Origin of the sequence: Staphylococcus sp. GDY8P120P, assembly GCF_017892065.1 — a bacterium.
GTDB classification, from domain to species: Bacteria; Bacillota; Bacilli; order Staphylococcales; family Staphylococcaceae; genus Staphylococcus; species Staphylococcus nepalensis.
Genome location: NZ_JAESKI010000003.1, coordinates 1 through 26,314 on the forward strand (window position 1 = coordinate 1; position 26,314 = coordinate 26,314).

Annotated in this window: 26 protein-coding genes and 1 riboswitch; of the genes, 11 read left to right on the top strand and 15 right to left on the bottom strand. The window is 32.8% G+C overall.

The window, feature by feature from the left end; translation table 11 throughout:
• Positions 1-23: 23 nt before the first annotated feature.
• Entirely contained in the window at positions 24-944 is a 921-nt protein-coding gene (locus KA900_RS02180) for an AraC family transcriptional regulator (protein ID WP_115342159.1), read from the bottom strand.
• Positions 945-1,068: 124 nt separating this feature from the next.
• Here KA900_RS02180 and KA900_RS02185 point away from each other — a divergent pair, with 124 nt between their 5' ends.
• From KA900_RS02185 to KA900_RS02200, 4 genes are all read left to right on the top strand, one after another.
• A complete protein-coding gene (locus tag KA900_RS02185) occupies positions 1,069-1,935 on the top strand; it encodes a sugar phosphate isomerase/epimerase family protein (protein WP_115342160.1) in 867 nt (288 codons plus the stop codon).
• 85 nt (positions 1,936-2,020) lie between these two features.
• Entirely contained in the window at positions 2,021-2,911 is an 891-nt protein-coding gene (locus KA900_RS02190; RefSeq protein ID WP_115342161.1) for a sugar phosphate isomerase/epimerase family protein, read from the top strand.
• Positions 2,911-4,065 carry a Gfo/Idh/MocA family protein gene (locus KA900_RS02195; protein WP_115342162.1) on the top strand — a complete coding sequence of 385 codons (1,155 nt, stop codon included), beginning with the start codon at positions 2,911-2,913 and terminating at the stop codon, positions 4,063-4,065. The genes KA900_RS02190 and KA900_RS02195 overlap by 1 nt, the downstream gene beginning before the upstream one ends.
• 18 nt (positions 4,066-4,083) lie before the next feature.
• On the top strand, positions 4,084-5,091 hold the full coding sequence (locus tag KA900_RS02200; protein ID WP_096809749.1) for a Gfo/Idh/MocA family protein: 1,008 nt from the start codon (positions 4,084-4,086) through the stop codon (positions 5,089-5,091).
• Between the two features lie 220 nt (positions 5,092-5,311).
• Here KA900_RS02200 and KA900_RS02205 read toward each other — a convergent pair whose 3' ends face one another.
• A complete protein-coding gene (locus tag KA900_RS02205; RefSeq protein WP_096809751.1) occupies positions 5,312-5,512 on the bottom strand; it encodes a Mid2-like cell wall stress sensor domain protein in 201 nt (66 codons plus the stop codon).
• Between the two features lie 216 nt (positions 5,513-5,728).
• Here KA900_RS02205 and KA900_RS02210 point away from each other — a divergent pair, with 216 nt between their 5' ends.
• The 5 genes from KA900_RS02210 (at position 5,729) to brnQ3 (ending at position 11,082) form a co-directional block, all read left to right on the top strand.
• Positions 5,729-6,538, top strand: a complete 810-nt coding sequence (locus tag KA900_RS02210) for a VOC family protein (protein WP_096809753.1) — start codon at positions 5,729-5,731, stop codon at positions 6,536-6,538.
• A 22-nt stretch (positions 6,539-6,560) separates the two neighbouring features.
• Complete coding sequence (locus KA900_RS02215; protein WP_096809755.1) at positions 6,561-6,764, top strand: DUF6501 family protein; 204 nt, start codon at positions 6,561-6,563, stop codon at positions 6,762-6,764.
• Positions 6,765-6,923: 159 nt separating this feature from the next.
• Positions 6,924-7,715, top strand: a complete 792-nt coding sequence (locus KA900_RS02220) for an ATP-binding protein (protein ID WP_096809759.1) — start codon at positions 6,924-6,926, stop codon at positions 7,713-7,715.
• A 12-nt stretch (positions 7,716-7,727) separates the two neighbouring features.
• Positions 7,728-9,617, top strand: coding sequence for a vWA domain-containing protein (locus tag KA900_RS02225; protein WP_210139276.1), 1,890 nt, complete (start codon positions 7,728-7,730; stop codon positions 9,615-9,617).
• A 121-nt stretch (positions 9,618-9,738) separates the two neighbouring features.
• Complete coding sequence (gene brnQ3 / locus KA900_RS02230; protein ID WP_210139277.1) at positions 9,739-11,082, top strand: branched-chain amino acid-like transporter carrier protein BrnQ3; 1,344 nt, start codon at positions 9,739-9,741, stop codon at positions 11,080-11,082.
• A gap of 207 nt (positions 11,083-11,289) precedes the next feature.
• Here brnQ3 and KA900_RS02235 read toward each other — a convergent pair whose 3' ends face one another.
• Genes KA900_RS02235 through KA900_RS02245 form a run of 3 tightly spaced genes read right to left on the bottom strand, consistent with a single transcriptional unit; the run spans position 11,290 to position 13,364 of the window.
• Positions 11,290-12,423: a toxic anion resistance protein gene (locus KA900_RS02235; RefSeq protein ID WP_210139278.1), complete on the bottom strand. Its 1,134-nt coding sequence runs from the start codon at positions 12,421-12,423 to the stop codon at positions 11,290-11,292.
• Between the two features lie 28 nt (positions 12,424-12,451).
• Positions 12,452-13,072: a 5-bromo-4-chloroindolyl phosphate hydrolysis family protein gene (locus KA900_RS02240; protein ID WP_115342165.1), complete on the bottom strand. Its 621-nt coding sequence runs from the start codon at positions 13,070-13,072 to the stop codon at positions 12,452-12,454.
• 22 nt (positions 13,073-13,094) lie between these two features.
• Positions 13,095-13,364, bottom strand: a complete 270-nt coding sequence (locus KA900_RS02245) for an acylphosphatase (RefSeq protein WP_096809768.1) — start codon at positions 13,362-13,364, stop codon at positions 13,095-13,097.
• A gap of 330 nt (positions 13,365-13,694) precedes the next feature.
• Between KA900_RS02245 and msaA the strand changes: the two genes are divergently transcribed.
• Positions 13,695-14,000 (top strand): regulatory protein MsaA, encoded by a 306-nt coding sequence (gene msaA / locus KA900_RS02250; protein WP_096809771.1) that lies wholly within the window; start codon positions 13,695-13,697, stop codon positions 13,998-14,000.
• 184 nt (positions 14,001-14,184) lie between these two features.
• Entirely contained in the window at positions 14,185-14,385 is a 201-nt protein-coding gene (cspA, locus tag KA900_RS02255) for a cold shock protein CspA (protein ID WP_001831260.1), read from the top strand.
• A gap of 228 nt (positions 14,386-14,613) precedes the next feature.
• Here cspA and lysA read toward each other — a convergent pair whose 3' ends face one another.
• From lysA to KA900_RS02305, 10 genes are all read right to left on the bottom strand, one after another.
• Complete coding sequence (gene lysA, locus KA900_RS02260) at positions 14,614-15,879, bottom strand: diaminopimelate decarboxylase (protein WP_096809772.1); 1,266 nt, start codon at positions 15,877-15,879, stop codon at positions 14,614-14,616.
• A gap of 3 nt (positions 15,880-15,882) precedes the next feature.
• A complete protein-coding gene (locus KA900_RS02265; protein WP_096809774.1) occupies positions 15,883-16,956 on the bottom strand; it encodes an alanine racemase in 1,074 nt (357 codons plus the stop codon).
• Positions 16,956-18,110, bottom strand: coding sequence for an amidohydrolase (locus tag KA900_RS02270; protein ID WP_115342166.1), 1,155 nt, complete (start codon positions 18,108-18,110; stop codon positions 16,956-16,958). The genes KA900_RS02265 and KA900_RS02270 overlap by 1 nt, the downstream gene beginning before the upstream one ends.
• Positions 18,111-18,325: 215 nt before the next feature.
• A complete protein-coding gene (gene dapD, locus KA900_RS02275; protein ID WP_103373469.1) occupies positions 18,326-19,045 on the bottom strand; it encodes a 2,3,4,5-tetrahydropyridine-2,6-dicarboxylate N-acetyltransferase in 720 nt (239 codons plus the stop codon).
• 22 nt (positions 19,046-19,067) lie between these two features.
• Positions 19,068-19,790, bottom strand: a complete 723-nt coding sequence (gene dapB, locus KA900_RS02280) for a 4-hydroxy-tetrahydrodipicolinate reductase (RefSeq protein WP_115342167.1) — start codon at positions 19,788-19,790, stop codon at positions 19,068-19,070.
• Positions 19,787-20,674 carry a 4-hydroxy-tetrahydrodipicolinate synthase gene (gene dapA, locus KA900_RS02285; RefSeq protein ID WP_096809784.1) on the bottom strand — a complete coding sequence of 296 codons (888 nt, stop codon included), beginning with the start codon at positions 20,672-20,674 and terminating at the stop codon, positions 19,787-19,789. The genes dapB and dapA overlap by 4 nt, the downstream gene beginning before the upstream one ends.
• A 1-nt stretch (position 20,675) precedes the next feature.
• Entirely contained in the window at positions 20,676-21,665 is a 990-nt protein-coding gene (locus KA900_RS02290; protein WP_096809786.1) for an aspartate-semialdehyde dehydrogenase, read from the bottom strand.
• A gap of 54 nt (positions 21,666-21,719) precedes the next feature.
• Positions 21,720-22,922 (bottom strand): aspartate kinase, encoded by a 1,203-nt coding sequence (locus tag KA900_RS02295; protein WP_096809788.1) that lies wholly within the window; start codon positions 22,920-22,922, stop codon positions 21,720-21,722.
• Positions 22,923-23,009: 87 nt separating this feature from the next.
• Positions 23,010-23,188: riboswitch (Lysine riboswitch) on the bottom strand.
• A gap of 187 nt (positions 23,189-23,375) precedes the next feature.
• Positions 23,376-24,206, bottom strand: a complete 831-nt coding sequence (locus KA900_RS02300) for an aldo/keto reductase (RefSeq protein ID WP_096809790.1) — start codon at positions 24,204-24,206, stop codon at positions 23,376-23,378.
• 433 nt (positions 24,207-24,639) lie between these two features.
• A complete protein-coding gene (locus KA900_RS02305; protein WP_107643904.1) occupies positions 24,640-26,244 on the bottom strand; it encodes an ABC-F family ATP-binding cassette domain-containing protein in 1,605 nt (534 codons plus the stop codon).
• Positions 26,245-26,314 lie beyond the last annotated feature (70 nt).

Here is a 26,314-nt window from a genome sequence, read left to right on the forward strand (position 1 = left end):
CACAATTATACGGACTTTATCCTTTACTTGCTCGTTTTATATATGTTTAATTGATTTTTCATTTTTTCACTATAACTATACTGCTGCAGATAGTCCCTTGGGCTGCAACCATAAGAATGTTTAAATCTTCTGTAAAAGTTAGAATAGTCTGTAAATCCACAGCATATTGCTACCTGTTGTGGATTCCCCCCATCTTTTAACATTCGTTGTGCGTTCTGTAAACGCAAATTCAATAAATACCGATAAGGTGGATAACCAACTAATTTAGTAAACTGTTGTGTGATTTTATGACGACTTACAAAAAATTTATTTTCAAGATGTTCCAGTGAAATTTCTTTATTATAATTCAATTCCATATAATCTAACACTTGTCTCACTAAATGAGTAGAAGGGTCATCAACATTATCAGATGTATGCTCATTTTCTATAGCAACTCTATTGAGGATAATTAAAAACTGTGTTAGCAACGATTTACCTGCTAAATTTTTGCCAAAAGCATCATTATCTTGCTCGTTGATTAAGCCCTGTAATAAATAATATAATTCTCTTTTCTGCGATTCAGATAATTGTAATAAATTTTTGAATTTCGAAGATCGTTTATTAAAACAAATACTTAAATCACAGTTCTCAACAGAAAGTTCATTTAATATATTTGCATCAAACCTTAATCCAATACGTTCAGCGTGGCCATCCATTTGTTCATCTAAACGATGAAATTCAAACGGTGGAATAATCAGCATCGACCCAACATCTAAATTAAATGATTCTCCTTCTATGGTATAGCGCATATTTCCAGATAATGAAAAAAATATTTCATAATGATCGTGATAATGTAATTCATTCCCAAAATGACCGTCACTAATTTTATGCCATGCAGCATATTCGCCATCAAATGGTAAAGATACCGTATCAAATTGATGCTCAAAATTCCCTCTATTTTTCATTTGAAATTCCTCCTACTCAAAAAACATACTTTTTTCCCTTATTTACAATGTTGTTAATTTTCACTCAAATTATAATTATATTATAGCATTTAAACATTAATATTTTTAAGAAGGAAGGATAAAAATGACAACAAATCAAATTGGCGTTCAAATGATGATGCTCAAACAAAAAGTACAAGAAGAAGGATTATACAATGTGTTAAAGAAAGTTAGCAATTTAGGCTATAATGCTGTAGAAATATCTCAAATTGAAATGAATACTCAGAATATTGAAGAAATGAGACAAGCTATAAATGATTTTGGCATGAATATAGCCGCAATGTCATGTGGCGTAGAGGATATCTCAGAAGATCAAAAATATCCTGGAGATACGTTGAAAAATGACTTTGATAAAATTGTAGCAGATTGTAAAGCTGTAGATTGTTCTATATTAAGAATTGGTATGCTTCCAATCAATTATATGGGGACAAAAGAAAGTACACTTGAATTCGCAGAAATATGTGATTCTTATGCGAAAAGATTAAAAGAAGAGGGCATTGATCTATATTATCATGCACATAATTTGGAATTTGTTCAATATGACGGCCAATTTATGCTTGATTTAATGCGAGACCATACACACTATTTAGGGTTTGAATTAGACGTGCATTGGATTTGGCGTGCAGGGTTAAACCCTATTGAAGTTATACCTAATTATGCAAACCGGATTCGTGCAATACATCTTAAAGATTACCGTATTGGTGAAATAGATATGTCTCAATATCCAGGAGAAGGAAATGAAAAGGTATATTATATGCTACATATGATTACTCAATTCGCTGAATTAGGACAAGGTACATTACCGCTTAAAGAGATTATTGAAGTCGGCCGTGAAAGTGGAAGCGAATATTTCTTTGTAGAGCAAGATGAACTATATGGCGCAGATCCATACGATTGTTTAACTATAAGTCGTGACCACTTAAATGACTTAGGTTATCAATCTTGGTTTTAAAACTTTCAACACAATTTAAAGTTAATTCGTACTTAACACTAACATTAATGTAAGCGCTAACAAACAAAAACAAGGAGTTGATTCCATGCTTGAAAATATAGCAATTTCAGGGTTTTCAGATGAGATATCATCAGATTTGAATACACAATTAAAAACGGTAAACAAGTTAGGGATGCATTATATATCATTAAGAGGTATAGATGATAAAAATATCAGTAAATATTCAGTAGATATGATAAAAAACGACGTATTACCACGCTTAAGTAAATGGGATATAGGTGTATCATCAATCGGTTCTCCTATTGGTAAAATTTATGTGGATGATGAGACAGAGTTTCAAGAGCAATTAGCACAACTGAAAACATTGTGTGAAATAAGCCAATTGCTCAATTGTCGATATATTAGAATCTTTAGCTTTTATATACCGAGAAATGAAGATTTCGATAAATACAAAGATAGTGTTATCGAAAAGTTAAAACAATTTGCGGAAATTGCAGAACAATACAACGTTATCCTGTTACATGAAAATGAAAAAGATATTTTCGGTGATATTGCGCGTCGATGCAAGCTTATTTTTGACGAAGTTGGCTCGACTCATTTCAAAGCCATATTTGATTTTGCAAATTTTGTACAATGTGGAGAAAATACACAAGCATGCTACGAATTACTGTCAGATTATATTGAATACATCCATATAAAAGATGCAGTATACAAAGATAATGTGAATGTATTATGTGGCACAGGAGATGGGCAAATAGAAAGTATTTTAACTCAAATATTTAAAGCTGGTTACAAAGGATTCTTAACGCTTGAACCTCATCTCGTTGTTTTTGATTCAATTAAAGATTTAGAATTAGAACATTCAACTGAAACAATTCAAAATTCTGTCGCAAAAGATGGGGCGGAAGGATATAAAATGCAATACGAAGCTTTATTACAAATATTAGCAAATATTAATAAAAAGGGGAATGTATAATGGAAAAAGTTCGTTTAGGTATCATTGGTTTTGGAGCACAAGGAAGTACTTACGCAGGATTTATAAACGAAGGTAAAATTCCACAATTAGAAATAGGGGCGATTTGTGATATTGATTCTGAAAAGCAAAATATAGTAGAAGAAAACTACCCAAATGTGCCTTTTTATGAAAATTATATTGATATGTTAGAAAGTGGAAGCATTGACGCTGTTGTTACTACTGTCCCTCACTATTTACACACAGAGATAGGTACAGAAGCTTTAGAAAGAGATATCCATGCACTTTTAGAAAAACCAGCTGATATATATGCTGAAAAAGTAAAAGAGGTTAGCGAATTAGCATCCTCAAAACCGCATTTAACATTTGGTATATTTTTTAATCAACGAACAAATCCGCTATATCAAAAAGTGAAAACACTGATTGATACTGGTGAAATAGGTAATATCCGACGTACTAATTGGATCATAACGACTTGGTGGCGCCCGCAAGCTTATTATGATCAAAGTTCATGGAGAGCTACATGGTCAGAAGAAGGTGGCGGTGTATTAGTAAACCAAGCTCCCCACCAAATAGACTTACTCCAATGGTTATGTGGTATGCCAAAATCTGTATTTTCAAATATTAAATATGGTTACCAACGCGAATTGAGTGTAGATGATGATGTTACTACCATTTTAGACTATGGTAATGGGGCAACCGGCGTATTTATTACATGCACCCATGATGTTATTGGTACAGACCGTTTAGAAATTACTGGCGATAAAGGAAAAATTTTAGTAGAAGATAGTAAAAAGATTACTTTAACGCGTTTAAAAGAATCCGAAACAGAAATGAATCAAAATATGACATGGCAAGAAGCATCTAAAATATTCCAAGGCAGTGGATTCGAAAATATTTACGACCAAGAAATATTTGAATTTGATAGTGTATGGGGTGAACAACATATAAATGTATTAGAAAATTTCGCTGCAAACATTAAGGATAATACACCATTGATTGCGCCAGGTAGCGATGGTATCAACGGCGTCAATTTAGTAAATGCCATTTATTTATCTAGTTGGACAGGTCAAGAAGTAGCCGTCCCCGTAGATCCTGAAGCGTTTAAAAATGCGTTACACGCTCAAATTCAAAACGAACAATCAGAACAAAGATAAACATATGGAGCTGGTATTATGTTAAAAATTGGAATAATAGGCTTAGGTGATATTTCAACTGTACACTTAAATGTGATTGAAGCTAATCCTCATGTCGAACTAACTGCTGCATGTGATATAGATACAACTTTACAAGTTAAAGTTCCAAATGCGCATTTCTACACAGATTTATATCAAATGTTAGAGCAAGAAAATTTAGATTGTGTACATATTTGTTTACCTCATTATTTGCATTTGCCTGTGACAACAGCTTGTGTAGAAAAAGGGATACATGTATTGCAAGAAAAGCCATTATCCCTCAACGCAAAAGAAGGTTTAGAATTAATACAATTAGAACAAAAAAATCCTGATACGAAAATATGTGTATGTTTTCAAAATCGATATAACGAGACTTTCCAAACTTTACAGAGAATTGTTCAAAGCAAAACGTATGGTGAGATAATCGGCATTAAAGGGTTAGTTACATGGTTTCGTCCTGAGTCTTATTATACTGACAAACCATGGCGAGGTAGTATGAAAACTGCTGGCGGGGGCGTATTGATTAATCAGGCGATACACACGTTGGATTTAATGCAATTACTCTGTGGCAAAGTTAAATCAATTAAAGGCAGCACATCACAATTATTGGATTATAATATAGAAGTGGAAGATACTGCTTCTGCTCACATTAAGTTTGAAAACAACGCAAACGGCATGTTTTTTGCTACCAATGCTAATGTCGGTAACTCAAGCATTGAACTCCAAGTTATTTTTGAAAATGAAAAATGCACTATTAAAGATAATATACTAACACGTGTAAATGAAGCAGGTTATAAAACTCAAATCATTGAAGATAAAAAAGCATCGGGTACAAAATCCTATTACGGACCAAGTCATGACACTTTAATTAATCAATTCTATGATTGTATTTTCGAGAATACGCAAAATTATATAAACGTTAAAGATGCATTACCGTCTATTGCAATCATCGATGCGATACAAAAATCTTCTCAAACAAATGAAACAATACAATTCGAAAGTGTATAAACGTTATATAAATAAAGATAAGCAAAAAGTGAGATAGAAGTTCTAATGAATTCTATCTCACTTTTTGTACAAAATTTAAACGACTAATGCGATTCAGTTAATACATCATAAAAACAAAAATAGAAATAAGCACTATAAATTTGTTCATTACTTCTATTTTTGTTAAATATACCGTATATAATAATTTAAAATGATGCACCGCTACTTCTATTAAATCTAACTATGCAATAAATACAAATAATTCAATGATTGCTAGAACTAAAAATACTAGGAAAACGACACCGTAAATATTATTTTTCTTAATACTTTCTTTACTTGCTTTTTGCTGTTTTGCTTTATTATTTATATTTGAAAAGAAAGTAATTCCAGAATACACTGCAATGAGCACTGTGATACCAAATAAAATCCATGTACCAACCATATTAAAACCTCCTTATTTGTAAAATAATATTATATTATTTGCGAATAAAAATAATAATTCCTAATATATATCCATATTAATACATTTCTTCTATTCCTCCAATGTCTAAAAATTACAATTTTGTAAATAGTTATGCAATCAAATACTTCATCATACAAATAAATCGCAAAATAAGTTATAATATATTGAAAAGATATGAATAAAGGGGTTAATATAATGAATGGTCTTAGAAGTGTTACTACAGGGACAAATGATTTAGTAAAAACCAAAGCATTATTTTCAGGTATACTTGGACTAAACGTGGCAAATAAAGGACAAGCCTTGCGTTTTGGTGATGCCGAATTAAATTCCGGTACACGTATACATTTTGTAGAAGTGCCGAACTATATTAACAGTAATAATCATATTGAAAACATTGGTTTAAGAGTACCCAGCGATGAAGGAATTGAAGAATATCAATCTATTTTAGAAAAAAACCAAATTACTCATGGGGAAACTACAGACTTAAATGGTCACAAGTGTTTCAATTTCCAAGACCAAAATAGTCAAACATTTAATATTTATTCCAATGAACATAATACAGGAACGCCATTAGGTATGCCTGCTTTTGAAAGTAATGTAAATCCGTTGCATCAAATACAAGGTCTAGGGCCAGTTATGATAAAAGTTAATGATTTCGCATTGACACAATCCATTCTGACAAAAGTCTTTGGTTTAGAACATTTTGCTGAATACGTATCTAGTGATAATGCTGAGTTCAATATGCAAGTATTTCGTATAGGAGATGGCGGTCTAGGTGGCGAGTTACATATCCATGCTTCACCAGATGAAATAAAAATGCCTGAACATGGTATATTAGAACAAATTGAATTTGGTACTGAATCTAAGTCTCAATTTCAACACACTATAGAACAACTTGAATCTATAGGGATTCCTTACCAAACGTTAGACCAAGATGGAGAAAGATCGGTACGTATTACTGAAAAAAGTGGTATCACCTTCATCTTAACGTTAGAAATTTCATAATAGTAAAGAGAGGATTTTATATATGTTACACGAAACTTGGAAAGATAATACACCAATCAAAAAAATAGAAGTTATTCATACAGACGCACAAAAATTCACTGTAGCTGATATGCTAACAGTAGGAAAACAATATGATGTAATAAACGAAACTGAAGAATACTATCAAATTGTCGATAATTCTGGTCTTGTTGGCGGCTATTTTAAAACTTATTTTAAAGAAGTTTAATTTAATGTGTTTCACATGTACTAAATATAGAACGAAACTTTAAATATGGATGATTTGAATAGGACTAGGGCGAAAATATAAACCGTTATTTAAGCCCCAGTCTATTTTTAATGATATAAATTTTGATGAATTATTTATTTTTAAAAGGAGTATTAAACCATGACAAATTCACAATATATAAACAGAGACGAAACTGTTTTTAATGATGCAAAATCATTAATGAGATTGAATAAAAACATTCTTTTGAAGGGACCAACAGGTTCAGGTAAGACAAAACTTGCCGAAACTTTAGGAGAAACGCTCAATCGTCCTATGCACCAAGTCAATTGTTCAGTAGATTTAGATGCAGAAAGTTTATTAGGATTTAAAACAATCCAAACAAATGAAAACGGCACACAGGAAATCGTATTTATTGATGGCCCAGTCATTAAAGCTATGAAAGAAGGACATATTCTATATATAGATGAAATAAATATGGCGAAACCAGAGACATTACCCATTTTAAACGGTGTGCTAGACTACCGTAGAAAATTAACAAACCCATTCACTGGAGAAGTCGTAAATGCAGCACCAGGATTTAATGTAATTGCTGCTATCAATGAAGGATATATCGGGACGTTACCAATGAATGAAGCACTCAAAAACCGTTTCGTAGTCATTCAAGTTGATTATATTGACGGTGATATTTTAAGTGATGTAATCAAAAATCAAAGTCAATTATCAGACGATGCTACTATACAAAATATTATTAAATTTAATGCAGATTTACGCACGATGACAAAGCAAGGACAGATTTCTGAGGAAGCGGCTAGTATTCGTGCTTTAATTGATTTAAGTGATTTAGCAACTGTGATGCCTATTGAACGTGCTATTAAACGAACAATTATTGATAAATTAGAAGATGAACGTGAACAACAAGCTATTTTAAACGCAGTTGAATTAAATTTTTAGTGAGGGATATTTATGAGCGATCGTTTTATATTATTTAATGATGAACAGCTAGATGCTAAACAAGTCATGATGCTTCAAGATTTAGCTCGATTATTGTTAAAAAATGAACAGACACAAGTTAAAATTCAAAAATTCCCATATTACGATCCAATCAATAATATGTTAATTACAAGTTCTTTTTGGTCCCATAGAAGTAAAGACATTGAAACTAACGGCCTTAAAACAGATGTAATGCTTGCTGCTTATGGTTACCAAATGATGGATGAATCTATTGTCAACGAAGTAATTCATAATCACACATTTAACCATCCTAAATTTTACCAACAGCTATTTAAATTATTAGAAGATAAACGTGTGTTAAATCAAATAGTTAAACTTCGTCCATCTACTCAATCTGCTATACAATTACGTAACCAAATCAGACTAAACTACACGCACACTCAAATTAATGTCTATAAGACAAAAGCAACATTTACAGATTTACTATTCTTATATTTGGAAACATCATTTTTAACAGAAAATTTTTACGACATACCTCAAATCAGCCCAGAAATAGATGACATTTTAACAAACATGTACCAATATCTACCCAATTTTTTCTATAACAATTCATCAGAAGATAATATGTATTTAGCTGAACGTATAATGTTCCAAATCGATGATATATTAAAAGAAGACATGTTAAACGAATATTATCATTTACCTAAAAAGGTATACGAATCTATCCATAATCTTAATTTTGAAGATTTAAAACGAACTGACGCGAGTAATACGGATAAAGCTTCTAATGAAAACCCCGAGGATGACGTCGTAAGTGAAGAAATTGAATCAAATTATCAAGATAGTTCGTCGCAAGGCGGTGCTTATTTAGAAATGGAACTACATGAAGGGGAAAATAGTGACGTCCTAGGAGATAATGATACAGCTCGAGAAGGTGATACGAGTGATGATATGACGGATATGCAAACTAAAAAAGGTAAAGGTTCGTCTAATCATATCGAAAGTGATGAAGGTGGTTCCGTAGGGAATAATTCTGCCTTTGTTTTAAAAGGCATTAATGAAAATGTAGAAATTAAATGGAATGTCCCAGATATTTTACCAGAATATAAAGATTTGTATAATAATGTTGAAAAAGAAGTCCAATTTGAGACAAAAGATTTAACACAAATCATAAAAAAAACAATAGATAGAGAATGCCAAGATGAACGTCGCAATTTAACTAAAGGGTGGCTCCAAAAAAACTTATTAAATTGGTTTATCGACGATCAATATAAACTTTTCTATAAAAAACAAGATTTAAGTCAAACCTTTGACGCCACGTTCACATTATTAGTTGACGCTTCAGCAAGTATGCAAGATAAAATGTCAGAAACAATTAAAGGCGTTGTATTATTTCACGAAACTTTGAAATCGTTAAATGTGAAACATGAAATTCTAGCTTTTAATGAAGATGCTTTTGACGCCGACGATTCAAAACAACCTAATATTATTGATGAAATTATTTCATATGACCATTCTATAATGACACAAGATGGTCCACGGATTATGGCATTAGAACCTCAAGATGACAATAGAGATGGTGTGGCTATTAGAATTGGGAGCGAAAGATTAATGCGTAGATCTCATAACCAACGCTTCTTAATTGTATTCTCAGATGGTGAACCATCTGCTTATAACTATAGTCAAGACGGGATACTCGACACTTATGAAGCTGTGGAAACCGCTCGTAAAATGGGTATTGAGGTGTTTAATGTATTTTTAAGCCAAGATCCTATTACTGAAGATATTGAAGAAACAATTCATAATATTTATGGAAACTATGCAATTTTCGTAGAAGGTGTAGAAAACCTACCGAGTCATCTTGCACCATTGCTTAAAAAATTATTATTAAAATCATTTTAAAACGTACTTTTTTTATTATATCGAACATAAATTTAAATATTCTGAATTTTATATAGACTACTTCTCATAAATCGTGATAGAATAGTAAATATTATTTTATAGGCAAGAAGGAGAACAATTTATGAATAAAAATACATGGATTATAGGGTTTACTTTGTTTGCTATGTTCTTTGGTGCTGGTAACCTTATATTCCCACCGAATTTAGGTTTAGATAGCGGTCAATATTTTTGGCCTGCAATTTTAGCATTTGCTTTAACGGGAATTGGTTTACCTCTATTAGGAGTAGTAGTTGGTGCTTTAGACAAACAAGGATATATCGGTTCTTTAAATAAAATTTCACCCAAATTTTCAGTAATATTTTTAATCATTATTTATTTGACGATAGGGCCACTTTTTGCGATACCTCGTACCGCATCAACGTCGTTTGAAATGACTATTACGCCGATTACTCATACAAATAGTGCATTAGCTCTATTGATATTTACAGTTATTTACTTTTTAATCGTATTATATTTATGTATTAATCCAAATAAAATGATTAACCGTATCGGTTCATTACTTACACCATTATTACTGATTACCATATTAGCAATGATTATTAAAGGATTTGTCGATTACGGTAGTAATGCACATAGTCAATCTGCTGAAGCTTTCACATCTAATTTTTCTGGGTTTTCTCAAGGATTTACAAATGGTTACTTAACTATGGATGCCATTGCAGCAATTGCCTTTTCTATGATTGTAGTTAATGCAGTCAAATCAACTGGTATCTCGCATGCTAACCAAATTTTCAAACAAACACTTTTAGCAGGTATTATCGCTGCAATTGCACTTATGTTTATTTATATTTCCTTAGGCTTTATAGGTAACCACATGGCAGTACCGCAAGAGAAAATAGCTAGTTTAACTGCGAATGATCAAAATATTGGTACTTATTTATTAACGACAATGGCTAGTACGGGATTTGGAACTTTTGGTAAATACTTATTAGGTATTATCGTCGCACTTGCATGTTTAACAACTGCCTGTGGGTTGATTGTATCTGTTTCAGAGTATTTCAATAGAATATTCCCAAAAATTTCATATAAACTTTATGTAATCATCTTTACGTTAATTAGTTTTATTTTAGCTAACCAAGGATTGAATTCAGTTATTACAATGTCTGTTCCTGTGTTAAGCATTGTATATCCAATTGCAATTACATCCGTGTTATTAATATTGATTGCACGTTTTGTACCAACAAAACCAATTGCGCAACAAATCCCTGTGGCAGTGGTGGCAATCGTTTCAATCTTAAGCGTTATTCACACACAAGGTTGGATTAACATAAATATTATTGATAGTTTACCATTAAAAGATTATTCATTAGAATGGTTCCCAATAGCTGTTATCACAACAATCATTGGCTATCTCGTATCTTTAATGCTTAAAAACCAACAAACAATAGTTTATGAAAAAGAATAGTTAAATCAAATAGGAGGCCGAGACAAAATAATGTCTTGGCCTCCTTTATAATACAAGCAGTAGAGGGGTTATTTAAAAATATTCTTATGCCAAGTTTTTGATAGAAATACTTTTTCTGAGGTATGTCTTAGAAAAAAGATAATCTCAATCTCGTTTTATTTGTAAGTTGTCTACATATTTATATCACGTTCATTTTTTACGTAATATTTATTTGTTGTTTTTCATATCAAGTAATTGGTTTTTCATTTCTGTTTCTAACTCATTTAACTCAGTTTCAGCTTGTTTGCGTTTGTTACGACCTTGTTCTTGAATTTGTAATGTTTGCTCAATCGTGTCAATAATATCTTGTTGTGTCGTTTTTAATGTTTCAATATCTACGACACCGCGCTCATTTTCTGTAGCTGTAGCAACAGCGTTTTGTTTTAATAACTCTGAATTTTTGAGTAATAAATCATTTGTTGTATCAGTAACTGCTTTTTGTGCTGAAACTGCATTACGTTGTCTCATAAGTGTTAAAGCAATCGACATCTGATTTTTCCATAATGGGATGCTTGTTAAAATTGAACTTTGAATCTTTTCAGCTAGTGCGTGGTTCACGTTTTGTATCATTCGAATTTGTGGTGCAGTTTGAATAGCAATTTGTCTTGATAATTGTAAATCATAAATACGTTTATCTAATCTATCAACGAACTGTTCCATATCTGATACTGCTTGAACATCCATTTGATTATTAGTTGATTCAGCTTGTGACCTTAGTTTAGGTACTCCTTCTTGTTGTAATAAATGTTGTTTTCTTTTAGCTGCTTCAATATATAGGGTTAATTCATCAAAGTAATCTTTATTTAAATTATATAATTCATCGAGCATCTCTATGTCTTTATTTAAATTATTTTTATGCTTATCTAATTCGATAGAGATACGATCAATTTGTGAACCTACTGATTGCATTTTAGAGAATATTTCATTAACCGAAGCTTTAGTGCGTCTAAAAATACGTTTTAACTTAGACTGATTTTCCGGATTTAATTCATCAGGATTAACAGATTTAAGCTTACTCATCAATCCATTTAATGATTCACCTACAGGCCCTACATCCGTTGTCTTCACTTCGTTTAAAATACGATGTGAAAATTGAGACATATTGGATTGTGCAGCTGTACCATAGTTTAATAAAGTATCATTATCCATTGGTTTTATTTGTTCACTCAATTTGTCAATTTTCTGCTGATCTTCTTGAGAGTATTGTTTTGTGCTGTTGATAATCTCTGATTCATTTGTTGTCTGTTCATCAATATATTTATCCAATGGATGCGAATTTAAAAAGTCTTGTTCTCTAACCATTTAATTCCTCTCCATTTCATCGTGTATATTATTTATGTCTTTTTTGTTCAATTTTGTTCAATTCCAGTTCTATATCTAATTGACTATAATCTTCTTCGTTGATTCTTTTTAAGTCTGCTACTAAAGTACGTTTAACTTCATCTAGAGTAATACGCGTTTGTGCTAACTTTTGTTTTTCTTCTTCAGACTTTTTTGGTGACTTTGATAATCTCGTATAGGCTTCAATTAAATTCAATGCATTATCGATATGAGAGTAAAAGAAACTCTCTACTTTGAAAAACGTTCGTGGCTGTTGTTTAACTGCATAATATATAGCTCGTGTGATCCGATATATTTCATTGACTTGCTTAAAATCTTTAATTGATCTTACATTAACAAAAGATTTTAAAATTCTTCTTATTTTATCTTGAGCGTTATTTAACTGACTATTGATAAAATGATAATCTCTACGTGATAAGCCAATTTCTTTTAAATATTTTCTAGAAGTTAAACGTTGAGTAGGGAAGTAGAACGCTACAAACGCTACCGCAGAAATAAGAAAATCAAAAATAAAATATACGTCTAATGCAAATACACTAGCAATCCATGCGATAACAGCTATTGGAAAAGCAATAATGGCCCCGTAAATACGCGAAATATTGTATCTCAAACTTCATCTTCCTTTATAATGTTTATAATGTTCTAAAATTTTTCCATGATGGGTTAGTTTCAATTTCTTCAATCTCATAATCTTCTATATGAGAAGCAGGTGAAGCACCCTCAATTACAGCATTGGTAAACGATGTTAACGAATTTTTATCGCCTTGGGCGTAAATGTCTACATAATCAGATACGTTTTGTACAGTACCTACAATATTATATTTTCTAGCTATCTTTTCAGTATAATAGCGAAAACCGACACCTTGCACTATACCAAATACTTTAATATGTTTGCATTGCATATAATCACCTCTTATTATCATTATACGAAATTTTAACTTACAAAACTAATATTTTTGTTTGGATAGTAATTGTCTATCGGCCAAAAGTATGAAACAGATAACTTGATTTTGTTCATGATACATTTAAAATATTATACATAGCTATTAATCAAATATAATAAGCATAACGACAATAAGACTTATTTTTTATATACAATACATATATGTAATGCGTGTGAACAAGTGAGTTCTAATAAAATAAATTTAATCATTCTAAAATAATGATGATACTATAAGTACCGTATACAATACTGGTATTTTTTAAGTTAAAGATGAAAGGGTGTAATTTACATGTGGACAGTTGCAAAGATTCGAGCTGATTATGAAGGCTGGTGGTTATTTAGTGACTGGACTGATCATATCGTCGAACAATATCATTTTGATAATTATGAAGAAATGTTAAGTTACTACCAATCAATAATAGGAAATAGTAAGCAGTTTTACGATAATTATTTAGTTGGCAAATACAATATTCATGCATTTTATAATAATTGTGAATTAGGTTTTTGTGAAGATTGTGATGAAGATTTACAGATTTTTTATAGTTATATTGTTTTAAATAATAATGAAGTTTATTATAAATTACCTATTATTTAAGAAATAGTTTTTTCACAATTGCATTGCATTTTTAGTTAAAATAGCTTATAATATGAGTCAAGCAATTGTTTTATTCCATATTGCAAAGAATATTGTAAAACAGATTTAGACTGTGAAATTGTATTTTTTGTAATATGCGAATAATGCATATTGAATGAATATTAGTCTTGGAGGTTTCACATTTATGAAACAAGGTACAGTAAAATGGTTTAACGCTGAAAAAGGATTCGGTTTTATCGAAGTTGAAGGAGAAAACGACGTATTCGTACACTTCTCAGCTATTAACCAAGAGGGTTACAAATCATTAGAAGAAGGTCAATCAGTTGAATTTGAAGTAGTTGAAGGCGACCGCGGTCCTCAAGCTGCAAACGTTGTAAAACTATAATATAGATTGCAATATTGACTTATCAAAGAACCTTGTTAAAGGTTCTTTTTTTTATAGCCTTCTTGCGATGAGCTAGGGGGCTTAATGTATGTCCTCTTCTATGAATAGCCGTTATATTTAATTACGGTGGCTTATTGTATACATAATACATATTATTTCATATCAGTATAAACTAAATGAAAAGTGGTTCCATCAACCTAAAGTAGGGGATAGAACCACTTTTTTAATTTATTTAGTATCATTTATAATTAATTGTCTTAAAGATTGACGTTTAATGACTTCTCTTGCTTTACTATCTTTCAAGAAGAATACTGAGGGCTTTTGCATTTGGTTATAATTTGAAGCCATTGAGTAGTGGTATGCACCTGTAGATAAGATAGCTAAATAATCCCCACGTTTTACTGTGCTAGGTAATTGGGCATCTTTAATAATAATATCTCCAGATTCACAAAGTTTACCTGCAATGGTTACAGTCTCATCTTTCGGGTCATTTCTATTAATTAACAAAGCTTCATACTGAGCATCGTATAACGCTGTACGAATATGGTCGCTCATACCACCATCTACAGACACATATTTATTAACATCGGGGATGTTTTTAATTGTACCTACTTCATATAGCGTTATACCTGCTTCACCAACAATAGATCTTCCTGGTTCGATTCCAATTTCTGGGAGTGGGTAGTCAAACTGCGTAGAAAATTGTTTAATAGCATCAGTAATCTCAGTTATACCGGTTTCAATAGGGAAACTTACATCTCCTTCAACATACTTAATGCTAAACCCTCCACCTAAGTTAATCAGTTCAACTTTTATATCATTTTCTTTCAACCATTGAATTACAATTTTAGCAGTTTCAATCATAGCTTCTGTACCTTCAATTTGTGAACCTACATGGAAATGGACACCTTTTAACTTCAAGTGTTTTGAGTTTATTACTTTTTCAACGCCTTGAATCGCTAAACCATGTTTGATTGATAAACCAAATTTACTATCTTCTTGCCCAGTTTGAATAAATTCATGTGTATGTGCTTCAACACCTGGGTTTAACCGTAATACTACATTTACTGTTTCACTTGCATATTTATCAATCAGTTCAATTTCTTCTAAAGCGTCAATCACAATATATCCTACTTTACTTTCTAACGCGTATTGAATTTCATGCTTTGTCTTATTATTACCATGAAAATGAATATGCTGGGGATCGAAACCAGCCTCTAAAGCTGTATATAACTCTCCCTCAGAAACTACATCAAGTTCAAGGCCTTCTTCTTGGACTAATTTCACCATTTGTAAACAAGTAAACGCTTTAGAAGCATATGAAATACTGTATTTTAAATTACTTTTTTGAAAGGCTTGATGAAATCGTTGCATTTGTGCCCTAATTTGATTTTCATCATAAACGATAGTGGGGGTGCCAAAACTCTGTGCTATTGTTTTAAGACTAGTGCCTCCCATTGTAAGCTCGCCATAACTATTATATTCTACTGCCATAATTTATCTATACTCCTTTATTAGTGAGTCATGATTCATTGCGCTTAACTGTTCAGAATTCGCGCCAACACCTTTAAACGTAAATTCATCAATGCGAATATCATTATTATATAATAATACTTCATCCTGTGCATGAACATGATGATCTACTTCAACAAACATATGACTCATCATCAGTGCACGAATGGGATAACGTTTGCCATTGATAAGCGCCTCATGTTTGGCCCTCGATTTAAGGATACCATCTCCATAGCCAATATCAACTACTGCTAATTGTGTATGATTGTGCGTAGCTTCAAATGCAAAGCTGTAACCACAATAATCACCTTCATTTACTTCACGTACTTGAATGACATTGCCTTTTACAGTCAAAGCTTGTTCAATGGATTTTTCATCAATTGTAGCATAAGGTCTTGAACCGTATAATGCTATACCCACACGAGCGTGTGTATGATTTTCAAAAACACCATGTTCTCTATAATAACTTGCACTATTTTGCGCATGTATCATATCAAATTGATAACCTTCATCTAACAAGTTTTTAACAACTGTTAACCACGCTTTACGTTCTATATCATATTCAGGCACGTCAAATTCATCTGCATAACCAAAATGCGTCCATAAACCTGTAATGTGCACTTTCTCATTACTTTTATCATTACGATGGTGAATGAGTACTTCTCTTATTTCATCAATGGTTTTCAAACCAGAGCGATGTAATAAATTTTCATATTCTAAATGAACTTCAATACCTTTTAAATCTTCTAAATGCTGATAATAAAATGCTAAAGATGGCAATGTCATTTGAATTTGGTTATCACGTACTTTATCAAATTCATATACAGCATTCATTAAAAATATAGTTGCGTTTGGCGCTAATTGTCGTATACGTATAGCTTCTCTTAAAGAAGTTGTACTAAACGTGTTGATGCCTGCTTCTAAAAATTGATTAACTGCAAATTCCAATCCATAATGATAAGCATTGTTTTTTACAACTGCCATAAGTTGATTATTTTGAATTACTTTTAGCGCATTATTATAAAATCTTTCAGTGTCTACAGACCAAATTGCTGTCATTATGCTTCCACCTCGCCATAAGATTTTAAAATAGCTTCATAATAATCTGCAATCTTAATCAACATATGTTCATTAAAGTTTAAATGAGCGGTATGCAACCCAGTTACATATCCTTTCGACACGTCTCGCACACCAACAAATACAAAATAACTTGGAGCAAGTTGACTATAAAAACTAAAATCTTCACCAAATAAATACGGTGTCGGTTTATCAATAATTGTAAAACCAGCATTTTCTAAGCCATGTTCAACATGCTTGCGTAGTTTTGGCGCATTATATGTAGGTGGATAGCCTTCTTCAAACTTCACTTCACAATCTACATTAAACAATAATTTGACACTTTCAGCAATCGTCTTCATTTGTTGTTTAACTGATTCTAAATCATTGATGTCATAAGTTCTTATCGTACCTTCTAAATATCCGTTACTTGGCACTGTATTGATCGCTTCTCCAGCTACAAAGTGTCCCATATGCACAATATTTCTTTTTAATCCATTTAAATGGAATTGCTGTATTTGACCGACTTGACTTAATACATGTTGTAAGGCTTCTCCAGCTGAATAACCTTGCTCTTTATCCGCTACGTGGCTAGACAGGCCAGTTAAGTAAAAGCGATATTCGGTCGCACTTGCCGTAATTTCTTCATCTCGAATTACAACATGGCCTTCGTCTTCAAACGGCATAACATGGATACCAAACACTGCTTCTATAGGGTAATTTTCAAACGCACCTGCACGAATTAAACGGTTTGCGCCGCCGCCGGTTTCTTCAGCTGGTTGGAAAATAAAAACGATATTTTGAGGCAATGTCCCTTGATCTGCCATAGCTTTACATCGTTTAACAAATAACATTAACACAGTTGTATGTCCATCATGGCCGCACGCGTGCATCACATTATCAGTTAAACTTCGATAGGGAACATCATTTTCTTCAAAAATAGGTAACGCATCTATATCTGCGCGATAAGCAATTGTATGTTTTCCATTACCTGGAAGGTATGCAATTAATCCCGTATCAAGAGGGCGCTTATACTCAACGCTAAGATTATCTAAAAATGCTGCGATATAGTCTGTCGTTTCAAATTCTTGTAGGCTTAATTCTGGATGTTGATGCAAATGACGTCTATGTGTTGTTACAAATTCTAACTCATTCATTAAAATCAAATCCTTCTAGTTTATTAATTTGTTTAAACATAAAACTAAATCAACGTCTAAACTTTTATGTATAAAAAAGAGGAGGTTAGACGAACATCATAAATTGATATATACATATAAATTAATGCGTCTATCAATCATTAGATGTTATTTCGTCATAAACCTCCTATATAAATATTTTAATTTCAGCTTCTATTTATCATTTAAATCAATTATTAATCATTTAATTTTCTTAAAGCTGAAACAATTTCACGTTTTGAATCTTCTACTTCACTTGTTTGTTTAATGACTTTAGCTGGTGTGCCTGCAACTACCGAACCAGCTGGTACTTCTTGGGTCACAATTGCACCGGCTGCAACGATTGATCCTTTACCAACACGAACACCTTCCAAAATAACTGCATTCGCACCGATAAGCACATCATCTTCAATTATAACTGGTGAGGCACTTGGTGGTTCAATTACACCAGCTAATACTGCACCAGCACCAACATGAACATTTTTACCAGTAGTAGCACGACCACCAAGTGTAGCATTCATATCTACCATAGTACCTTCGCCAACAACTGCGCCAATATTGATAGTCGCACCCATCATAATAACTGCACCATCTTCAATAATAGCTTGTTCACGGATAAATGCACCGGGTTCTATACGTGCATTCGTATTTGTTAAGTCTTTCAATGGGATAGCTGAGTTACGACGATCCATTTCAATTTCTAATTCATCAATACTCGATTGATTATTTTCATAAAACTGTTTCCAATCATCCGCTTCACAAAAGATAACCTTTGAATCAGAACCGCCAAAAACTTTAAAACTTTCAGGGAAGGTTACATTGTCAAACTGCCCATTCACATAAACTTTAAGGGGTGTCGATTTCTTTGCATCACTTATATATTGAATAATCTCTTCTGCCGTTAAATGTTGTACCATAATTTAATTCTCTCCTTAGTGATTATAAATTATCAAATGTGTAAAAATCATTTGATTTATGAATTAATTTTTCTGCTGCGCCTATTGATCCATTAGCAAATATATCTTTTGATTGAGCACGATGCGTGATTTCAATTGTTTCATCCGTTCCCGCAAATAAAACATCATGTTGCCCCACAATAGTTCCACCTCGGACCGAATGTATACCAATTTCATCTTGTGTACGTTTTGCATTTGTTTCATGTCTATCATACACAGGCGTCGTTTTATCGCGTAATGACTCGATCACATCGTATAATTTCACTAATGTGCCACTAGGTGCATCTACTTTCTTATTGTGGTGTGCTTCTGTAAGTTCAATGTCGAAATCTTGAAGTAGTGGGACAGCCGCTTCTAAAATTTTAGTTAGCGCATGGACACCGTAACTCATATTCGCACTGAAAAATACTGGCATTTTACTGCTAAGTTCTTTTAATTTTTCAACGATTTCCTCTTTTTCCCCGGTTGTTGCAATTACCAATGGTAGTTTAAATTCATCATCTAATAATGGTAACAATAACTCTGGATTTGAGAAATCAATTGCAACATCTGCATCCTTAGCGTCTGAAATACGTTCAAAAGTCGGGTAAGGATACGTTTTTGATGAATCACGTACAATTACACCTTCAACTTCATGTCCCTTTTCTTCGGCTAATCTGGCCACGCGTTGATTCATGGCACCATAACCTATTAAAATGATTTTCATGCTTGGTCACCTGCTTTAAATTGTTCATATGCTTGTTCTAATGTTTCACGCTCAGCATCTTGTAATTTCACTAGCGGAAGGCGTACTTCATAATTACCAAAACCTTCAACTGCAGTGAGGGCCTTAATTGGAATAGGGTTAACATCAATTGCTAAAGCGTCTAATAATGTTTGAATAGGGTGAAATTGTACTTCAATATCTTCTCCCTTTTGCTTAGCATTATATAATGATTGGAATGCGTTTGGTATTACATTTGAAGCTACTGAAATAACACCGTGACCACCTTTATCAAAATAGTCAACGACATTATCGTCATTTCCACTATATAAAGCAAAATGATTTAGATCTAAACGTTTTTTTAGTTCGTCCATATATTCAAAATCATTAGTAGCGTCTTTTAAGGCTACAATATATTCATTATCACTCAAAGTTTCAACCGTTTCAGGATTAATCGTCATATTTGTACGTGATGGTACATTATATAAAATGACTGGTAATTTCACTGCATTAGCAATAGTAGTAAAGTGTTCAATTAAACCGCGTTGATTCGTTTTATTATAGTATGGCGTGATAAGCATAATACCATCTGCACCAATTTCTCTAGCACGTACTGAAGCTTGTATAGACTTTTCAGTATTGTTTGTACCTGTACCAGCAATAACTGGTACTTGGCCATTTACATAATTCACAACTACTTCTAAGACTTGGTCTTTTTCTTCGTCTGTTAACGTTGGATTCTCAGCTGTAGTGCCATTAACCACAATACATTTTGCATCGTTTTCTAATAAATATTTTAAATGTCTTCTCAGTGCATTTAAGTCTATTTCATTATGTGTAAATGGTGTTGTTAAAGCGACACCTACACCTTCAAATATATGTCCCATATTATTTTACTCCTTTCAAGCTCATAACTTGGTCAAGCACTTGTACTGCATTTAAAGCCGCGCCTTTCAATAAGTTGTCAGAAGTACACCAAACATGGAAAGTATTGTCTAATGAATCGTCGCGACGAATTCTACCAACAAATATCTCATCTTTACCTGTAGAGTGAATCGCTAATGGGTATTCATTCTGTTCTGGATTATCAATAAGTACTACACGTTGATCATTTTCAAAGAGTTGTTGAATTGCTTGTACTGAAGCTTCTTTTTCTAGCGTAACGCTCATATGCACACTGTGACTATCTTGAACAGGCACACGGACGCAAGTCGCTGTTACTTTTAAATCATCATCTTTTAAAATTTTTCTTGTTTCATCAATCATTTTTTGTTCTTCTTTTGTATACCCGTCTTCAAGAAAAGTATCAATATGTGGTAACACATTATTATAAATAGGATGCGGATATGCTTCTGGTTCTTTACCATTTGCACCTTCAGATAAATCTTGTCTTCCTTTAACTCCTGAACCTGAAACTGCTTGATAAGTTGTATATGCTACGCGTTGTAATCCAAATGCTTCTTGTAATAATTTCAAAGGTACAACAGATTGAATCGTTGAACAGTTTGGATTTGCTATAATTTTTCTATTTAAGATTGGCTCATTAACTTCAGGTACAATTAAATCAATATCTTCTACCATTCTCCAATGACTAGAGTTATCAATAACAATTGCACCAGCTTTTTCAAAAATAGGGGAGAAATGCGCACTTGTACTACCACCAGCGCTCATTAACACATAATCATAATGTTCTGTTGCAGCTTCTTCTGTTAATTCTCTAACTGTATATGTGCTGCCTTGAAATTCAATTTTCTCACCAGCAGAACGCGCAGATGAAAATAGTACTAATTCATCAAATGAAATGCCTTTGCGATTGATTGTTTCTAACATTTTTCTTCCTACTAAACCAGTTGCGCCCGCGATTGCTAATTTTGTCATATCTCATACACTCCATTTTCATTATTTTATTAAAATTGATTATATTAAGAAAATTCAGATATCAAATGTTTCGTATAGTGCTTGAACGGCACGTTCACCATTTTCAGAATCTATAACACATGAAATACTAATTTCTGATGTTGTCGTTTGATAAAAGGTAATACCGTTTTCGATCAGTGTGATAAACGCTTTTGAAGCAACACCAGACATATCACGCATACCAGAACCAATTAATGAAAGTTTAACGTATGCTTCATTAATCTTGAAGTCTAACGCATTAAATTTTTCTTTTAATGATTCTAAAATACGTGTGATTTGAATTGCATCTGTGTCTTTAATCGTAAACGACATTTGCAATCCTTCCAAATTTATTATTTGAGAAATCATATCAACATTAACAGATTCATTCTCTAAATGATTAAATAAATCTGTTAATAGTCTGTTATCTGGCAGGGGATGGCTAATAGTAACGTGCATCATATGTGTATCTAAGGCAACACCCGTAACTGCTTTTTTTTCTAATAATTCTGCTTGTGACATAATCCATGTTCCTTTCACATTTGATAAAGTTCTTCCTAAATATAGGGGGATATTATAATTGTTTGCTAGTTCAACACTTCTTGTTTCAAGTACACCAGCACCTAAAGCACTCATTTCCATCATTTCTTCATACGAAACGTATTCAAGTCGCCTTGCGTCTCTGTAGACTCTAGGATCAGTAGCGTATACGCCGTCTACGTCTGTATATATTTCACAGGTTGTTTGATTACTAGCAGCTAAAGCGACAGCCGTGGTATCTGATCCCCCGCGACCTAATGTCGTTACTTCAAACTCATCATTGATACCTTGGAACCCTGCGATTACTAATACATCATTACTTTCAAAAGCATGTTCAAATGTGATGGGATCAATTTCTGCAATACGACTTTTTAAATGATGGCCAACTGTTTTAATACCAGCTTGGTAACCTGTCATCGCTTTAGCATTGACGCCAATATCATTTAATACCATTGATAAATATGATACGGTTTGCTGTTCACCAGTAGTTAGTAACAATGCGAGTTCTTGATCTTTTGGTGTAGTTGTAAGCGTTGAAACATTAGCCATGAGTTCATCAGTGGTTTTACCCATTGCGCTAACTACAACAATGAGTTGTTCACCATTTTCAACTCTCGTTTGTAACATTCCGGCTATATTTTTTATTTTTGTAAAATCACTTACCGAAGAACCTCCAAATTTCAAAACACTTCTTCCCAATTCTATATCCTCCTCATTTAATAGGGGAGAATCACAATGATATAAAAAAGAACAAGTCCGGAATGCGAACCTGTTCTATAATTTATATACAAGTGATGCACTCCATTATTTTAAAATAATGACAGACTCTTAGCTCTTAACCATAAAGTCCAACTTGTTATAAGCTGCTATTATAACTGTTTCGGCATCTCACCCTTTCAAAATTAGCTGCTAGCAGACAGGTTCTTCTAAAATTTACTAATGATTGATGCGCCTCATCAAAACTTATTTAATTTTTGTTTATGACTCATATTATACATACGGTTATATGTACTGTAAACCGCTTTTACAAAGTTTTTATAATTTACTGAAAAATTAAACTATTTTACACACGTTTTACTTTATAAGTGTAAATGTATCTATTTTTTAATATGAAGTTTTTATACGTTAATAATATAAAGATTAAGCAAAAACTTAAAATTCCTCATATACAGCAGGATCTTGGTCTTTACGTCTACCATCTTCTCGCGTAAGCGTATCTATTTTCTCTAAATCATCGCTATCTAAATAAAAATCAAAAATATCAATATTTTGAAATTGTCTGGCTACCGAGGTAGATTTTGGAATAGGGACCACGCCGTTTTGTATATGCCATTTTAATATAACCTGAGGTATGGTTTTATTATGTTTATCAGCAATTTCGGTAATCTTTTCATCATTGATAACATTCGACGCACGGCCCAACGGACTCCACGCTTGAGTGACAATGCCTTTTGATGCATTATACTTAACCATTTCTCGTTGATTGAAATAAGGATGTAACTCAATTTGATTTATGACTGGTAAAACGCCAGTTTCCTTTTCTAGTGTTTCAATATGTTCAGGTAAAAAGTTACAGACACCAATTGATTTGACTAAACCAGCTTTTTGGGCATCAATCATAGCTTGCCAAGCTTCAATATATTTACCTTGTTTCGGATTTGGCCAATGGATTAAATATAAATCCAAATACTCGACGCCCAAACGGTATATTGACTCCTGTATTGCAGTAAGCGAAGCATCATAATCTTGATAACGACCTGGTAATTTGGAAGTTATAATGATTTGATCTCGCGGTACATTACTCATTTCAATAGCCTTACCAACAGTGCCTTCATTTTCATAATTATATGCTGTATCTAATAAACGGTAACCTTGGTCTAACGCACTTACAATCGCATGCGCGCCTTGCATACCGTTCAGTTTATATGTACCGAAACCTATTTGAGGAATAATTTGCCCATCAAGCATATTTAACTGTTCCATTTATAAATACCTCCATCATTGTATAGTTATTTTGAATTATATAATTCAAAATAACTTATTCATAGTAATCAGCCTGAGCATAGAAGCTTATCTTGCATCATAAAACATAAAAGGGGAGGGTGTTTGCGTTTTTCCAAGCAGCGTTTATTGGCGCTCTCGTTAAGATGGATAGTAAAAATACAAAAAACAAGGATATTGCATAAGCACTATTAGGTTTAAGTCAATTACTTGAAGTAAGGACTATGTATAAGTGTTAGTAAATTCAAAAGAAGGCTTATAATGTCTAATCATCTTCATAAATTGAATGAAGTCGTAGCTCTCTGAAGCGTTGACGCTTTACAAGTTCAATTCAAATAGCTATTGCCAATATGATATTAAATAGGCTGAAATATCAATAGATATCTCAGCCTCTAATCTTTATAAACGCTATTTATTATTTACTTAAAACGCCTGTTTCTTGTAGATAAGCTTCATATGAGATTTCTTTAGACAATCCACCAGCAGGGTTTAAGTCAATCACACGGTTAGCAATTGTATTGATAAACTCAAAGTCATAAGATGTGAATATCATAGAACCTTTGAAATTTTTCAAACCATCATTTACCGCTGTAATACTTTCTAAGTCTAAGTGGTTAGTAGGCTCATCGAGCAATAACACGTTAGCACTTGATAACATCATTTTACTTAACATGCAGCGCACTTTTTCGCCACCTGATAAAACACTCGCTTTTTTCTTAACTTCTTCACCGCTAAATAACATGCGTCCTAAAAAGCCACGTAGGAATGTTTCAGTTTGTTCGTCTTCAGGCGCATATTGACGTAACCAGTCAACAAGATTCATGTCTACACCTTCGAAGTATTCAGAATTATCTTTAGGGAAATAACTACGTGAAGTCGTCACTCCCCATTTAACTGTACCTTCATCTGGTTCCATTTCACCAGCTAAGATTTTAAGCAACGTTGTTTTAGCAAATTCACTATCTCCAATTAATACGGCTTTATCATTAGGGTACATTGTAAATGAAATGTTATCTAACACTTTTACACCGTCAATTGTTTTCGACACATTCTCAACAAACAATAAATCATTACCAATTTCACGTTCCGGCGTAAATTTTACGTATGGATAACGACGTGAGGAAGGTTGAATATCATCTAGTTCAATTTTTTCTAATTGTTTTTTACGACTTGTTGCTTGTTTAGATTTAGATGCGTTCGCAGAGAAACGAGCAACGAAATCTTGCAATTCTTTAATTTTTTCTTCTTTTTTCTTGTTTTGTTCTTGAGCCATTCTCATAGCTAATTGACTTGATTGATACCAAAAATCATAGTTACCAACGTAAACTTTTATTTTTCCATAATCTAAGTCAGCAATATGCGTACACACATTATTTAAGAAGTGTCTATCGTGTGATACTACGATAACTGTATTTTCAAAGTTGATTAAGAAATCTTCTAACCAACTAATAGCTGGAATATCTAAACCGTTTGTAGGCTCATCAAGTAGAAGGACGTCTGGCTTACCAAATAAACTTTGGGCCAAAAGGACTTTTACTTTTTGATTGTTTTCTAATTCAGACATCTTTTTATCTTGTAAATCTGCAGAGACGCCTAAACCAGATAGCAGGGAGCCCGCGTCTGCTTCAGCGTTCCAACCATCCATTTCAGCAAATTCGCCTTCTAATTCCGCTGCTCTAATTCCGTCTTCATCACTGAAATCTGGTTTCATATAAATTTCATCTTTTTCTTTCATAACTTCGTATAAACGTTCATGACCTTTAATTACCACATCAATAACACGTTCATTTTCGTATGCAAAGTGATCCTGTTTTAAAATTGCTAAACGTTCATTTTTCCCCATAGAAACATGACCAGATTGCGCATCCAGTTCACCAGATAAAATTTTTAGAAACGTTGATTTCCCAGAACCGTTCGCTCCAATCAAACCATAACAATTGCCTTCTGTAAATTTAATATTTACATCTTCGAATAGTTTACGATCGCCAAATCGTAAACTCACATCAGTAACTTGTAACATGCATTTGCTCCTTTTTCGATAATCTAACGGACAAATTATAACACAATTATCCAGGAGTTTCGACCATTCT

Excerpts from the sequence above, each read along its gene's own strand:
- KA900_RS02180 (WP_115342159.1), bottom strand. The coding sequence starts at position 944 with ATGAAAAATAGAGGGAATTTTGAGCATCAATTTGATACGGTATCTTTA.
- KA900_RS02185 (WP_115342160.1), top strand. The coding sequence starts at position 1,069 with ATGACAACAAATCAAATTGGCGTTCAAATGATGATGCTCAAACAAAAA.
- KA900_RS02190 (WP_115342161.1), top strand. The coding sequence starts at position 2,021 with ATGCTTGAAAATATAGCAATTTCAGGGTTTTCAGATGAGATATCATCA.
- KA900_RS02195 (WP_115342162.1), top strand. The coding sequence starts at position 2,911 with ATGGAAAAAGTTCGTTTAGGTATCATTGGTTTTGGAGCACAAGGAAGT.
- KA900_RS02200 (WP_096809749.1), top strand. The coding sequence starts at position 4,084 with ATGTTAAAAATTGGAATAATAGGCTTAGGTGATATTTCAACTGTACAC.
- KA900_RS02205 (WP_096809751.1), bottom strand. The coding sequence starts at position 5,512 with ATGGTTGGTACATGGATTTTATTTGGTATCACAGTGCTCATTGCAGTG.
- KA900_RS02210 (WP_096809753.1), top strand. The coding sequence starts at position 5,729 with ATGAATGGTCTTAGAAGTGTTACTACAGGGACAAATGATTTAGTAAAA.
- KA900_RS02215 (WP_096809755.1), top strand. The coding sequence starts at position 6,561 with ATGTTACACGAAACTTGGAAAGATAATACACCAATCAAAAAAATAGAA.
- KA900_RS02220 (WP_096809759.1), top strand. The coding sequence starts at position 6,924 with ATGACAAATTCACAATATATAAACAGAGACGAAACTGTTTTTAATGAT.
- KA900_RS02225 (WP_210139276.1), top strand. The coding sequence starts at position 7,728 with ATGAGCGATCGTTTTATATTATTTAATGATGAACAGCTAGATGCTAAA.
- brnQ3 (WP_210139277.1), top strand. The coding sequence starts at position 9,739 with ATGAATAAAAATACATGGATTATAGGGTTTACTTTGTTTGCTATGTTC.
- KA900_RS02235 (WP_210139278.1), bottom strand. The coding sequence starts at position 12,423 with ATGGTTAGAGAACAAGACTTTTTAAATTCGCATCCATTGGATAAATAT.
- KA900_RS02245 (WP_096809768.1), bottom strand. The coding sequence starts at position 13,364 with ATGCAATGCAAACATATTAAAGTATTTGGTATAGTGCAAGGTGTCGGT.
- msaA (WP_096809771.1), top strand. The coding sequence starts at position 13,695 with ATGTGGACAGTTGCAAAGATTCGAGCTGATTATGAAGGCTGGTGGTTA.
- cspA (WP_001831260.1), top strand. The coding sequence starts at position 14,185 with ATGAAACAAGGTACAGTAAAATGGTTTAACGCTGAAAAAGGATTCGGT.
- lysA (WP_096809772.1), bottom strand. The coding sequence starts at position 15,879 with ATGGCAGTAGAATATAATAGTTATGGCGAGCTTACAATGGGAGGCACT.
- KA900_RS02265 (WP_096809774.1), bottom strand. The coding sequence starts at position 16,956 with ATGACAGCAATTTGGTCTGTAGACACTGAAAGATTTTATAATAATGCG.
- KA900_RS02270 (WP_115342166.1), bottom strand. The coding sequence starts at position 18,110 with ATGAATGAGTTAGAATTTGTAACAACACATAGACGTCATTTGCATCAA.
- dapD (WP_103373469.1), bottom strand. The coding sequence starts at position 19,045 with ATGGTACAACATTTAACGGCAGAAGAGATTATTCAATATATAAGTGAT.
- dapB (WP_115342167.1), bottom strand. The coding sequence starts at position 19,790 with ATGAAAATCATTTTAATAGGTTATGGTGCCATGAATCAACGCGTGGCC.
- dapA (WP_096809784.1), bottom strand. The coding sequence starts at position 20,674 with ATGGGACATATATTTGAAGGTGTAGGTGTCGCTTTAACAACACCATTT.
- KA900_RS02290 (WP_096809786.1), bottom strand. The coding sequence starts at position 21,665 with ATGACAAAATTAGCAATCGCGGGCGCAACTGGTTTAGTAGGAAGAAAA.
- KA900_RS02300 (WP_096809790.1), bottom strand. The coding sequence starts at position 24,206 with ATGGAACAGTTAAATATGCTTGATGGGCAAATTATTCCTCAAATAGGT.
- KA900_RS02305 (WP_107643904.1), bottom strand. The coding sequence starts at position 26,244 with ATGTTACAAGTTACTGATGTGAGTTTACGATTTGGCGATCGTAAACTA.